The sequence below is a fragment of the uncultured Stenotrophomonas sp. genome, assembly GCF_913778665.1.
Classification (GTDB): Bacteria; Pseudomonadota; Gammaproteobacteria; order Xanthomonadales; family Xanthomonadaceae; genus Stenotrophomonas.
The window spans coordinates 175,457-188,580 of sequence record NZ_CAJYVQ010000012.1 but is presented as its reverse complement, the minus strand read 5'-3'; the positions used below and the strand labels follow the sequence as shown (position 1 = coordinate 188,580).

11 protein-coding genes are annotated in these 13,124 nt (G+C 67.0%); 4 read left to right on the top strand and 7 right to left on the bottom strand.

Annotated elements, in window-relative coordinates:
• Window positions 1-2: 2 nt before the first annotated feature.
• The 5 genes from QZ853_RS18540 to QZ853_RS18520 form a co-directional block, all read right to left on the bottom strand.
• Window positions 3-1,178 carry a cystathionine gamma-synthase gene (locus QZ853_RS18540; RefSeq protein ID WP_295577171.1) on the bottom strand — a complete coding sequence of 392 codons (1,176 nt, stop codon included), beginning with the start codon at window positions 1,176-1,178 and terminating at the stop codon, window positions 3-5.
• Between the two features lie 123 nt (window positions 1,179-1,301).
• Entirely contained in the window at window positions 1,302-2,672 is a 1,371-nt protein-coding gene (locus QZ853_RS18535) for a pyridoxal-phosphate dependent enzyme (protein WP_295577160.1), read from the bottom strand.
• Between the two features lie 300 nt (window positions 2,673-2,972).
• A complete protein-coding gene (locus QZ853_RS18530; protein WP_295554770.1) occupies window positions 2,973-3,209 on the bottom strand; it encodes a YdcH family protein in 237 nt (78 codons plus the stop codon).
• 324 nt (window positions 3,210-3,533) lie between these two features.
• Window positions 3,534-4,418: a hypothetical protein gene (locus QZ853_RS18525; RefSeq protein ID WP_295577149.1), complete on the bottom strand. Its 885-nt coding sequence runs from the start codon at window positions 4,416-4,418 to the stop codon at window positions 3,534-3,536.
• Complete coding sequence (locus QZ853_RS18520; protein ID WP_138953263.1) at window positions 4,415-4,780, bottom strand: DUF4398 domain-containing protein; 366 nt, start codon at window positions 4,778-4,780, stop codon at window positions 4,415-4,417. The genes QZ853_RS18525 and QZ853_RS18520 overlap by 4 nt, the downstream gene beginning before the upstream one ends.
• Window positions 4,781-4,901: 121 nt before the next feature.
• Between QZ853_RS18520 and QZ853_RS18515 the strand changes: the two genes are divergently transcribed.
• The 3 genes from QZ853_RS18515 (at window position 4,902) to QZ853_RS18505 (ending at window position 8,878) form a co-directional block, all read left to right on the top strand.
• Complete coding sequence (locus QZ853_RS18515; protein ID WP_295577138.1) at window positions 4,902-6,029, top strand: PilT/PilU family type 4a pilus ATPase; 1,128 nt, start codon at window positions 4,902-4,904, stop codon at window positions 6,027-6,029.
• 88 nt (window positions 6,030-6,117) lie between these two features.
• The gene (locus QZ853_RS18510; protein ID WP_295577128.1) at window positions 6,118-7,401 is read left to right on the top strand and encodes a putative DNA modification/repair radical SAM protein; all 1,284 of its coding nucleotides are present in this window, start codon (window positions 6,118-6,120) and stop codon (window positions 7,399-7,401) included.
• The gene (locus tag QZ853_RS18505) at window positions 7,382-8,878 is read left to right on the top strand and encodes a UdgX family uracil-DNA binding protein (RefSeq protein WP_295577115.1); all 1,497 of its coding nucleotides are present in this window, start codon (window positions 7,382-7,384) and stop codon (window positions 8,876-8,878) included. The genes QZ853_RS18510 and QZ853_RS18505 overlap by 20 nt, the downstream gene beginning before the upstream one ends.
• 33 nt (window positions 8,879-8,911) lie before the next feature.
• Here the strand turns inward: QZ853_RS18505 and maiA are convergent, their stop codons facing one another.
• Both maiA and QZ853_RS18495 read right to left on the bottom strand, forming a co-directional pair.
• Window positions 8,912-9,580, bottom strand: a complete 669-nt coding sequence (gene maiA / locus QZ853_RS18500; RefSeq protein WP_295577103.1) for a maleylacetoacetate isomerase — start codon at window positions 9,578-9,580, stop codon at window positions 8,912-8,914.
• A 14-nt stretch (window positions 9,581-9,594) separates the two neighbouring features.
• Window positions 9,595-10,584, bottom strand: coding sequence for a fumarylacetoacetate hydrolase family protein (locus tag QZ853_RS18495; protein ID WP_295577090.1), 990 nt, complete (start codon window positions 10,582-10,584; stop codon window positions 9,595-9,597).
• A gap of 904 nt (window positions 10,585-11,488) precedes the next feature.
• Between QZ853_RS18495 and QZ853_RS18490 the strand changes: the two genes are divergently transcribed.
• Window positions 11,489-12,913: a DEAD/DEAH box helicase gene (locus QZ853_RS18490; protein ID WP_295577066.1), complete on the top strand. Its 1,425-nt coding sequence runs from the start codon at window positions 11,489-11,491 to the stop codon at window positions 12,911-12,913.
• Window positions 12,914-13,124 lie beyond the last annotated feature (211 nt).

Here is a 13,124-nt window from a genome sequence, read left to right as displayed (position 1 = left end):
GGTCAGCCGCCCAGCGCCCGTTCCAGGTCCACCTGCAGATCCCCCAGCTCTTCCACACCCACGCTCAGCCGCACCAGCGCATCGCTGATGCCCAGCTGTTCGCGGCGCGCGACCGGGATTGACGCATGGGTCATCACCGCCGGGTGGTTGACCAGGCTTTCCACGCCGCCCAGCGACTCGGCCAGGGTGAACAGCTCGGTCTTCTCGCAGAAGCGCTTGGCCGCCTCGAAACCGCCCTTGAGCACGATCGAGACAATGCCGCCGTAACCGGCCATCTGCTTGCCGGCAAGTTCGTGCTGCGGGTGCGACGACAGGCCCGGGTAGATCACTTTCTCCACTGCCGGGTGCTTGTCCAGCCACTGCGCCAGGGCCAGCGCGTTGGCGCAATGCGCCTTCATGCGCAGCGGCAGGGTCTTCAGGCCACGCAGGGCCAGGAAGCTGTCGAACGGGCCCTGCACGCCACCCACCGAGTTCTGCAGGAAGGCCATCTGCTCGGCCAGTTCGGCGTTGTCGCCGACCACCACCATGCCGCCGACCATGTCCGAGTGACCGTTGAGGTACTTGGTGGCCGAATGCAGCACCAGGTCGGCCCCCAGCTCCAGCGGACGCTGCAGCATCGGCGAAGCGAAGGTGTTGTCGACCACCACGATCAGGCCATGGCGCTTGGCGATGGCGGCCACCGCGGCGATGTCGACGATCTTCAGCATCGGGTTGGTCGGGGTCTCGATCCACACCATCTTCGTCTTCGGCGTGATCGCCGCTTCGAAGGCCGCCAGGTCAGTCAGGTCGACGAAGCTGAAGTCCAGCCCGGCGGTGCGGCGGCGCACGCGCTCGAACAGGCGGAAGCTGCCGCCGTAGATGTCATCCATCGCCACCACGTGGCTGCCGGCATCCAGCAGTTCGATCACGGTAGAGCTGGCCGCCATGCCCGAGGCGAAGGCGAAGCCGCGGGTGCCACCCTCCAGCGACGCGACGCAACGCTCGTAGGCGAAGCGGGTCGGGTTGTGCGTACGCGAGTACTCGAAGCCCTGGTGCTCGCCCGGGCTGGACTGCGCATAGGTCGAGGTGGCGTAGATCGGCGGCATCACCGCCCCGGTGCTGGGGTCGGGCGACTGGCCACCGTGGATGGCCAGGGTAGCCAGGGCCAGGGCGCGATCCTGGGAAGTAGCGTTGGACATGTTCTTTCCTGAAGGGCGCCGAAGCTCGGCGCCGTCGAAGGTGCGGAAGTCTACCAGCGCGGCCTTAACGAGCTTTGACGCGGATAAACCTGGATTCAGCAGCGAACGTCTGCGATCAGCGGCTTACTGCACGCGACGGCGCAGATAGTTCAGCAGGTCGATACGGGTGATCAGGCCCAGGAACGCATCGCCGTCCATCACGATCGCCACCTGGCCGCGGTCGAACACCGGCAGCAAGGCCTCGATCGGCGACTTCACGTCCAGCCGGTCCAGCTTGCTGACCATTGCGGTGGCGACGGTGTCGCGGAAGCGCGCCTCATCGCCATAAACGTGCAGCAGCACGTCGCTTTCGTCGACGATGCCGACCAGCTGGTCGCCGTCCATCACCGGCAGCTGCGAGACGTCGTACAGCTTCATGCGCTGGTAGGCGGTGGTCAGCAGGTCGTTCGGTCCGATCACGACAGTGTCGCGCTGGCCGTACGGGCGCAGGATCAGGTCGCGCAGATCGCCGTGCTGCGGGCGCTGCAGGAAGCCGTTGTCCAGCATCCAGTAGTCGTTGTACATCTTCGACAGGTACTTGTTGCCGGTGTCGCAGACCAGCACCAGCACCTTCTTCGGCGTGGTCTGTTCCTTGCAGTACTTCAACGCCGCAGCCAGCAGGGTACCGGTGGACGAACCGCCGAGGATGCCTTCCTTGCCCAGCAGCTCGCGCGCGGTGTGGAAGCTCTCGGCGTCGCTGATGGCGTAGGCCTTCTTCACCCGGCTGAAGTCGGAAATCGACGGCAGGAAGTCCTCGCCGATGCCCTCCACCAGCCAGCTGCCCGACTTGTCGTTGAGCACGCCGTCATTGATGTATTCGGCCAGGATCGAGCCAACCGGGTCGGCCAGCACCAGCTCGGTCTTCGGCGACAGCGTGGCGAAGGCGCGCGACAGGCCGGTCATGGTGCCGGAGCTGCCGCAGCCGAACACGATGGCATCCAGATCGCCGCCCATCTGCTCCAGGATCTCCGGGCCGGTACCGAACTCATGCGCGGCCGGGTTGTCCGGGTTGCCGAACTGGTTGATGAAGTACGCGCCCGGGGTCTGCTCGGCGATGGTCTTGGCCAGATCCTGGTAGTAGTCCGGGTGGCCCTTGGCCACGTCCGAACGGGTCAGGCGTACTTCGGCACCCATCGCCTTCAGGTTGAAGATCTTTTCGCGACTCATCTTGTCGGGAACGACGAGGATGAGCTTGTAACCCTTCTGCTGCGCGACCAGCGCCAGGCCCAGGCCGGTGTTGCCCGCGGTGCCCTCGACCAGGGTCGCGCCCGGCTTCAGATCGCCGCGCTTCTCGGCCGCCTCGATCATCGACAGGCCGATGCGATCCTTGATCGATCCGCCCGGGTTGGCGCTTTCGAGCTTCAGGTAGAGCTCGCAGACGCCGCTGTCCAGGCGCTGGGCCTTGACGATCGGGGTCTGGCCGATGAGTTCGAGGACGGAAGAATGAATGGGCATTCGGAGGACTTTCGATTCGCGCCGCACAGGGCCGGACCGATGATTATCCGTCGGATGGCGATGAATGTCAGGTCGGCGCGGAACGGGGCCGGAAGCCCGCAAAAAGGGATGCGGACGGCCCCGGATCGACGAGGAGACCGGTACCGCCCGCATCGGTGAGTTGTGCCTGCAGGCCAAGGCACCACCGCCTGTGGTGCCTTGGCGCGGCCGCCTCATCGGCGGTGCCGCGATGCCTGGGCGCAAGCGCCCGGCGGGGCCATCGATGGCCAGGTCACGCCATTCCGGGCGTGACGGCGTGCGTCACAGCGTGGGGGACGTCGTTGCGAGGGGTGTTTCGTACATTCGCAGAAGTCGTTGCTTGGCCAGCAGCTTCTCACGCTTCATGCGACCCAGGGTGACATCATCGATCGGGAGTACACCCAACTCCGCGTCCATGCACTTCTTGTTCAACTTGCGGTGCTGGTCATGGAGTGCCCTGAACTCCGGATCACGCGCGCGACGGGCGTCGATCTCGCTCTGGGGCTGATCTTCAAACATGATGGACCTCCTTCGACAGATACACGAACGCCCCGGCCGCAAGGCACGGGGCGTTGTTCATGGAGGAGCGCCGGTCGATGGCCACCTGGACGCCGGCAACGACCTGCGGCACTGGCCTGCGCACGTCGATTCGCTGCGGTTCGCGCCCTGTTTGCATCGGCCCGGCCCTCCCATCGTCCGGTCCGCGGCATTGCGTCCCGGACGATTGACCCTACGCCTGCTCAAGGCGGGGTACAAGACCCCTGCGGCAAAAAGACCGAACCCCGCCGGGGCGGGGTTCAGGCTGAATGCTCATCGCAACGAAAAACAAACAATATCAATCAATTACGGGGCGATGATGACCTCGGCCGAGCGCGCCTTGGTGGAGGCCGCTTTCTTGCCGCTGACCTGGATCCGGTTGCTGGCGACACCGGCCGCGACCAGAGCATCACGCAGCGCCTCGGCACGCTTCTGGCCGACGCCATTGGCGGCATCATAGGCCTCGATACGCAGGCGGCCCTTCTTGCCGATGTTCAGGTACTCGGCCAGCGCCTTGGCCTGGTTGCGGGCGCCACCGGACAGGCTGGAGGCACCGGCAGCGAAGGCATCACCGCTGAAGGTGAAGACCTCGCCACGGCTATCGAACTTCGAGCCCGGCAGCTTCTGCCCGGAGACCAGCTCGGCCTCCTCGCGGGCCAGCTTGGCGGCGTTCTGCTGGGCGGCACTGAGCCGCTGCTGCTGCTTGCCGGCCACGCTGGTCAGGGCGTTCTCCGCATCCTGGCGGGCCAGGGTCTCGGCCTCGGCGGCCTGGCGCAGGCGCTCAGCCTCCTCGGCCTGCATCTGCGCCTGCATGCGCAGCTGTTCGGCCTCCTGGCGGGCGCGGGCGGCATCGCGGCGGCTGGCCTCGATCAGCAGATCGCCACGGGTCCGCTCCAGGCGGTCGACCTCGCGCGCGGCCAGTGCGGTGCGCACGGCGGTTTCGGCGATCTCGACCCGGCGCTCGGCCAGGTAGGTGGCCAGTTCCTGGTCGCGGCGCTTGGCCTTGTCCAGGGTGGCGATGGCCTGCTGTGCCTGCATGCGCTCGAAAGCGCCCAGCTCGGCGGTGTCCGGGTTGGCCTGGATGGCCATCAGGCGCTGGCTCAGCTGCGCCACCATCGGGTTCTCGGCGGCCACGGCCAGGGCCGGCAGCGCCAGCAGCGCGGCCAGGGTTGCGGCGGTCATCGGCTTCACCGGCGGTCCTCCCCGGTCGACAGCTGGCGTTGCAGCTGGTTGACCTCGTTGCGGCGCAACTGCAGCTGTGCGGTGACGGTGGCTTCCTCGCTGCGGACGCGGGCCAGGTCGGCATCGGCAGCGGCGCGCAGGGCCATCGCCGGGGCGTTCTTGCGCTCGCGGCGGTCGCTGGCGGCGCGCTGGGCCTGTTCAAGCCCTTGCCGCGCCAGCCCGATCAGGTCGGGGGCGTACTGGTCGGCATCGGCCTGGGTGGCCTTGTCCACCGCCTGCCGGGCCTGCGCCAGTTCCAGTGCGGCGTCCTGCGCCCAGGCGGGGGCAGACAGTGCGAATGCAAACGCCATCACATACAGGCCATGGCGCATTCGTGCGAAGCTAAGTCGTTTCATTGGGGAGGCCGTACCGGTTGTCGGTTCACGGCCATTGTCGTCAAGCCGACACCGTGCTGGCAACGGGCGTCGGCCGTTTCGTTGGGGAAAATTCGCAATGGATATCGGCTACTTCCTGAAGCTGATGACCGAAAAGAACGCTTCGGACATGTTTCTGACCACCGGAGCACCGGTCTACATCAAGATCGAGGGGAAGCTTTATCCGCTGGGCAACACCGGCCTGCCGCCGGGCATGGTGAAGAAGATCGCCTACTCGCTGATGGACGAAGGCCAGGTGCCGCAGTTCGAGCGCGAGCTGGAGCTCAACATGGCCATCGCCCTGCCCGAAGCCGGGCGCTTCCGCGTCAACGTGTTCAAGCAGCGGGGCGAGGTCGGCATGGTCATCCGTGCCATCCGCAGCCGCATTCCGAGCATCGAAGAGCTGAACCTGCCGCAGGTGCTGAAGGACGTCATCATGACCCCGCGCGGGCTGGTGCTGGTGGTGGGGTCCACCGGTTCCGGCAAGTCGACCTCGCTGGCGTCGATGATCGACCACCGCAACAGCACCACCACCGGACACATCCTCACCATCGAGGACCCGATCGAGTACCTGCACAAGCACAAGATGTCGATCGTCAACCAGCGCGAGGTCGGGCTGGACACCCACGCCTTCCACAACGCGCTGAAGAATGCGATGCGTGAAGCGCCGGACGTGATCCTGATCGGCGAGATCCTGGACGCGGAGACGATGGAGGCAGCGATCGCCTTCGCCGAGACCGGCCACCTGTGCCTGGCCACCCTGCACTCCAACAACGCCGACCAGACCATCGAGCGCATCCTCAATTTCTTCCCGGAAAGCGCCCACAAGAACGTGCTGATGAACCTGGCGCTGAACCTGCGTGCGGTGATCAGCCAGCGCCTGGTGAAGAACAAGGAAGGCCGTCGCCTGCCGGCCACCGAGGTGCTGATCAACACGCCGATGATCCGCGACCTGCTGCGTCGCGGCCAGGTGCACGAGATCAAGGCGGCGATGGAAGCCTCGCTGGAGGAAGGCATGGAAAGCTTCGACCAGTGCCTGTTCCGGCTGGCCAAGGCCGGCACCATCGAGCAGGAGGAAGCGCTACGCGCGGCCGACTCGCGCGACGGCCTGGCCCTGAAGTTCCGGCTGTCCGAAGGCAGCAGCGGCGAACACGACCCCTACGCCGATTTCTCCGCCGGCGCCCCCAGCATCACCCACGGGTTCTGACCGCGCGCGCCGGGCCATGCCCGGCGGAAGCCTGAAGGATTCAGCAGCGGTCTCATCCAATGAGACCGCTCATCCGTAGGTTTCCGCAATGGAAACCATCCGCAAGCTGGCCATTCTGGCCGATGCCGCCAAGTACGACGCCTCCTGTGCCTCCAGCGGCTCGGGCAAGCGCGATTCGCGTGCCAGCGGTGGCATCGGCAGTACCGAAGGCATGGGTATCTGTCACAGCTACACGCCGGACGGCCGCTGCGTATCACTGCTGAAGATCCTGCTGACCAACTTCTGCGTCTACGACTGCGCCTATTGCGTGAACCGCGTGTCGAGCAATGTGGCCCGCGCGCGTTTCAGCGTGGACGAAGTGGTTGCGCTGACCCTGGATTTCTACAAGCGCAACTACATTGAAGGCCTGTTCCTCTCCAGCGGCATCATCCGCAATGCGGACTACACGATGGAGCAGATGGTGGAGGTGGCCCGGCGACTGCGCGAGGAACACCGCTTTGCCGGCTACATCCATCTCAAGACCATTCCCGAAGCCTCACCGGAACTGCTCGCCGCCGCCGGCCGCCACGCCGACCGTCTGTCGATCAACGTGGAACTGCCCACCGAGGCCGGGCTGAGCACACTGGCGCCGGAAAAGACCGTTCATTCTATACGCGGCGCGATGGGCGAGCTGCGCTGGCGTATCGAGGAAGCGCAGGAGGCACGCAAGGCCGCGACCGCGCTGGCCCCCGCCGTCATCCGCAGCGCGCGGCCGAAGCCGCCCCGTTTCGCGCCGGCAGGCCAGAGCACGCAGATGATCGTGGGTGCCGATGGCGCCAGTGACCAGCAGATCCTGACCAGCGCCGACAGCCTGTACGGCAACTACCGCATGCGCCGGGTCTACTACTCCGCGTTCAGCCCGATTCCCGATGCCAGCCGGCAGCTGCCGCTGCAACCCCCGCCCCTGCAGCGCGAGCACCGGCTGTACCAGGCTGACTGGCTGTTGCGCTTCTATGGCTACGGCGTGGACGAAATCACCGACACCACGCAGGGCGGAATGCTCGATCTGGATATCGATCCGAAGATGGCCTGGGCGATCCGCCATCCCGAGCGCTTCCCGGTGGATCTGAACCGTGCGCCGAAGGAACTGCTGCTGCGCGTGCCTGGGCTGGGCGTGCGCAATGTGAAGCGGGTGCTGATGGCGCGCCGGCATGGGCGCCTGCGGGTGGCCGACGTGGCCCGCCTGAAGGCGCCGATGAGCAAGCTGCTGCCGTTCGTGCTGCTGGCCGACCACCACCCGCGCAAGGCGCTGGATGATCCGGCGGCGTTGCGTGCACAGCTGGCCCCGCCGCCACGACAGGGTTCGCTGTTCGATGCACCGCCCGCCGCCTGACGTGCAGCGCTGGTCACTGCGGGTGGACCCGCCGTGGTCGCTGGAGGCGTGGCGCGATGCCGCGCGCGATGCGCTGCTGCGCCGCGTGGCACCCGCGCAACTGGACTGGCTGGAGGGCAGCGATGCGTCGTTGCTGGATGCGCCATCGGTGCAGAGTGCTGCCCTGCCCGCCAACGCCAGCGCGCCCAGCGTGCCGCGCGACTTCATGGAACTGGCGGCGACCTGCTTGTGCCACCGCGAGCCGCAGCGGCTGGCTCTCCTGTACCGGCTGCTGTGGCGCATCGCCCATGGCGAACGCGCGGTGCTGACCAATCCCGCCGATGCCGATGTGCTGCGGGCGATGGCACTGGCGCAGGCGGTGCGCCGCGACACGCACAAGATGAAGGCATTCGTGCGCTTCCGCGAGGTCCCCGGCCAGCCTGACGCCTTCATCGCGTGGTTCGAGCCCCAGCACCACATCGTCGATCGGGTGGCGCCGTTCTTCGCGCGTCGCTTCACCGGCATGCGCTGGGCCATCCTGACCCCGTCGCGCAGCGTTGCATGGGATGGACAGGCGCTGGCCTTCGGCCCCGGCGCACGGCGCGAGGACGCCCCGGCCGAGGATGCGCGGGAGGCGCTGTGGCAGACCTATTACGCCAGCATCTTCAATCCGGCCCGGCTCAATACCCGGATGATGATGCAGGAGATGCCTGCCAAGTACTGGCGCCACCTGCCCGAGGCACAGCTGCTGCCGCGCTTGGTGCGCGATGCGGGCGATCGCGTGCAGGAAATGCATGATCGGCCCGCGCAGGCACCCCAGCGCAGGATTCCCACGCGTGGCGACGCTGCGGCAGCGACCACCGATACCGGCAGCCTGCAGACACTTCGACAGCAGGCCAGCGCCTGCCGCCAGTGCCCGCTGTGGGAGACCGCCACGCAGACGGTATTCGGCCAGGGGCCGGCCGATGCGCGGGTGATGGTGATCGGCGAACAGCCTGGTGATACCGAGGATCTGCGCGGCCAGCCGTTCGCCGGCCCGGCTGGCCAGCTGCTGGACCGCGCACTGGCCGAGCTGGGAATCGATCGCGCCACGCTGTACCTGACCAATGCGGTGAAGCACTTCCACCATGAGCGCCGCGGCAAGATCCGGCTGCACAAGCGTCCGGAAAGCCGCCACATCCAGGCCTGCCGGCCGTGGCTGATGGGCGAGATCGCACGGGTGCGGCCGCAGGTCATCGTCTGCCTGGGTGCAACCGCGGCAGCCTCGGTATTTGGCCGTGAGTTCAATCTGTCGCGCGACCGGGGACGCTGGCACACACTGGAGGACGGCACCCGTGGCTACGCTACCGTGCACCCGGCGTGGGTGCTGCGGCAAGGCGATGATGCACGCCGCGAGGCCGGCTACCAGCTGTTCCGGGAGGACCTTCGGCAGATGCTGGGAGGGGATGGGGAACCCGCCGGGCATGGGCCGGCGCTACCACGCGCTGGGGACCGGTAGCGCCGGGCCGCGCCCGGTGGGCGAAGCGGCCTGTCAGACGGCGTCGGGCTGGTTTTCCGGGCGCGCGCGATCGAAGGCGTCCAGCGCCTGGCAGGCCGCTTCGATGCGGCGCAGGGTCGGGTACGGCGCCAGGTCCAGGCCGAAGCGGTGGGCGTTGTACAACTGCGGCAGCAGGCAGAGGTCGGCCAGGCCGGGACGGTCGCCGTGGCAGAAAGCGCCGGTATCGCAGCTGCCGGCAAGCATCGCTTCCATCGCCGCAAAGCCTTCGGCAATCCAGTGCAGGGTCCATTCCGTGCGGGCGTCGGCCGGCAGTTGCAGCTCGCGCTCCAGGTACTGCATCACCCGCAGGTTGTTGATCGGATGGATATCGCAGGCCACCAGCTGCGCCAGCGCCCGTACCCGTGCGCGGCCCGCAGCGTCGGCCGGCAACAGCGGCACCTGTGGGAAGCGCTCTTCCAGGTACTCGACGATCGCCAATGACTGGGTCAGGGTGCGCCCGTCGTGCAGCAGGGTCGGCACCAGCTGCTGCGGATTGAGCGCGCGGTAAGCCCCCAGATGCTGCTCACCGCCCTCGCGCACCAGGTGCACCGGCCGCGCTTGCCAGGCCAGGCCCTTCAGTTCCAGGCCGATGCGCACGCGGTAGGCGGCGCTGGATCGCCAGTAGGTGTACAGCACGATGCCGTCGTCGACCGGGATCTCCATCGCCGCCTCCATGCTCAGGGCTTGGCCGCCTGTTCGATGCGCTGCTCGATCGCACCGAAGATGCTGTTGCCGGCGGCATCGAGCATCTCGATGCGGACCACGTCACCGAAGGACATGAACGGCGTGCTCGGCTTCCCGTCGCGCAGGGTTTCCACCACCCGCTGTTCGGCGAAGCACGAGGCGCCCTTGCGCGTGTCCTCGTTGGCGATGGTGCCGGAGCCGACAATGGTGCCGGCACCCAGCGGACGGGTCTTGGCTGCATGCGAAACCAGCTGGGCGAAATTGAACTGCATGTCCACGCCGGCTTCCGGCGCGCCGAACCACTGGCCGTTGATGTGGGTCAGCAGCGGCAGGTGCACCTTGCTGTCCTGCCAGGCGTCACCCAGCTCGTCGGGGGTGACGAACACCGGCGACAGTGCCGAACGCGGCTTGGACTGCAGGAAGCCGAAGCCCTTGGCCAGCTCGCCCGGGATCAGGTTGCGCAGCGAGACGTCGTTGACCAGGCCGACCAGCTGAATATGGCCTGCGGCCTGTTCCGGGGTGGCGGCCATCGGCACGTCATCGGTGATCACCACGATCTCCGCTTCCAGGTCGATGCCGTAGTCCTCACTGACCACCTTGACCGCATCGCGCGGGCCATAGAAGCCGGCGCTGGTGGCCTGGTACATCAGCGGGTCGGTGTAGAAGCTCTCCGGCACCTCGGCACCACGGGCGCGGCGCACGCGCTCGACGTGCGGCAGGTAGGCGCTGCCATCAACGAATTCATAGGCGCGCGGCATCGGCGCAGCCAGTGCCTGCACATCCAGGTCGAACACGCCGTCGGCATCGCCGGCGTTGAGGGATTCGAAGAGGGCGTTCAAGCGCGGCGCGATGTGGCTCCAGTCCTCCAGGGCCTGCTGCAGGGTGGCGGCAATGCCGGTGGCGCGCACGCCGTGGCGCAGGTCACGCGAGACGACGATCAGGGTGCCGTCGCGGCCGCCTTCCTTCAAAGAACCAAGCTTCATGGGTGGGTGTCCGGAGTCATGGGCAAACAAGTTTCAAGTGTAATCAAATATGCGGCCGCGCCAAGCTGCAGCGCGGCATCGGTCCACCCTACCGTAGTAGGGGTTCGGCAGGGCTGCGCCCTGCACCTGCTTCAAGCCAAGGCAACGTCAAGGGCAACAGCCGGCTCTGGGTTGTCTGCGGGTTTGGCGGTGCGGTGTGGGCGGGCAGGACACGCCGTAAACCCATCCCAGGGGGCTCGATGGCGCCATCCATGGCGCCAACGGTCCTGCCCGCCCACACCGCCCCACCTTGACGGTTTCCCGGTGACGGTCGGTAGATCCACGCCACACGTGGATGAAATCTGTCAGATATCGAGTGAAATTCCGCGGTCAGATCCGTTTTCCGATGGAAAACGGATCTGACCCCATCAGCATTCCCAACAGCTCGCAGGAAACTGTCGAAGGCGGGGTGGGTCCGGTTGAGGGGGCGTGAGCGCCATGGATGGCGCGACCGAGGCTACATGGACGTATTCACGCCGTCCCCCTCAACCGGACCCACCCCGCCAACCCACGGATAGCCCGCTTTTGACGTTGACGTTGACGTTAGCGGGTGCAGGGCTGCAAGCCCTGCAGATACCCCCCCTACCTGAACAGGCCTTTTTGCGTGAAGTCTCAAACATCGTTTAGACTTGCATGGTCTGCAGCGGCCGTCCGTTTCCCTCCGGGATCGCCGGCGACCAGGGTCCGCCCTCTTCGCCCGCCCCCACTCCGACGCCGTTCGTCACGCATTCCAGCCTGCGCTCCGCGCCGGCTGCACCCAATTCTCGCAGCGCGGTTCACGGGAACGCTCCGAGTCAGCCGATCAGTTTGATCTGCCCCCGTCTGTCCGTTCGGACAGGCGTTTCTTGTACTTGGAGCAAACTCAATGTCTTTTGAATCGCTGGGCCTGGCGCCCTTCCTGCTGCGTGCGCTTGCCGAGCAGGGCTACGAAAACCCGACCCCGATCCAGCAGCAGGCGATCCCGCTGGCGCTGGCGGGTCGGGATCTGCTGGCCGGCGCACAGACCGGTACCGGCAAGACCGCCGCGTTCGGCCTGCCCCTGCTGCAGCACCTGGGCACCGCCTCGCAGGAAGTGCGCAGCGGCCCGCGCAAGCCGCGCGCGCTGATCCTGGCCCCGACCCGCGAACTGGCCACCCAGGTGCATGACAGCCTGCGTGGCTACAGCAAATACCTGCGCATCCCCAGCGCCTGCATCTACGGCGGCGTCGGCATGGGCAACCAGCTGGACATCCTGCGCCGTGGCGTGGACCTGCTGGTGGCCTGCCCGGGCCGCCTGATCGACCACCTGGAGCGTCGCAGCATCGACCTGTCCGGCATTGAACTGCTGGTGCTGGACGAAGCCGACCGCATGCTCGACATGGGCTTCCTGCCGTCGATCAAGCGCATCCTGGCCAAGCTGCCGAAGCAGAACCGCCAGACCCTGCTGTTCTCGGCCACCTTCGAGGACAACATCCGCCAGCTGGCGCTGGAGTTCATGCGCAACCCGGAACAGATCCAGGTAACGCCGAAGAACACCGTGGCCGAAACCATCACCCACCGCGTGCACCCGGTCGATGGCGGCCGCAAGCGCGACCTGCTGCTGCACCTGCTGGCGCAGGACAGCCGCGAGCAGACCCTGGTGTTTGCCCGCACCAAGCATGGCAGCGACAAGCTCGCGTCGTTCCTGGAAAAGTCGGGCATCAAGACCGCGGCGATCCATGGCAACAAGAGCCAGGGCCAGCGCCTGCGTGCGCTGGGTGACTTCAAGGCCGGCCGTGTGACCGTGCTGGTGGCTACCGACATCGCCGCGCGCGGTATCGACATCAACGAGCTGCCGAAGGTGATCAACTTCGACCTGCCGATGGTGGCCGAAGACTACGTGCACCGCATCGGCCGTACCGGCCGCAACGGCGCCACCGGCCAGGCGATTTCGCTGGTCGCCCAGGATGAAGTGAAGCTGCTGCGCGCGATCGTGCGCCTGCTCGGCCGCGACATGGACATCCGTGATGTGCCGGGCTTCGAGCTGCAGGTGCCGATCCGCTGGGGCAACAGTGCACCGGGCAAGGCCGAGCACGATACCGGCGAGCGCGCACCGCGCAAGAACCATGCACGCCGTGCGCACGGCGATGCGCCGCGCCATGCGCATGCGGGCCCGAAGAAGGCCGGTGGCGGCCGTCGCGACGGCGGTGGCAATGGCCAGCAGCGTGCCGGTGCGGGCGCGGGTCAGGGCCAGCGTCGTGGTGGTGGCGGCAATGGTGGCGGCGGCCGTGGCCGCGGCCAGGGCGGCAACGGCGGCGGTCGCGCCGGCTGATCCCAGCTGATAGTTGTTGCGCTTCCCGCTGCGCGGGGGGCTATCGAGGGACAGCGCTGAGGCGCCGTCCTTTTTTGTTGCCGGCTACCGGATGACAAAGCACGCGGTGGCAGTACCGAGGGCGGATGGGCATGGGGGGCAGCGCAGAACACGCTGTAAATACGTCCATGTAAGCTCGATGGCGCCATCCATGGCGCCAACGGTTCTGCGC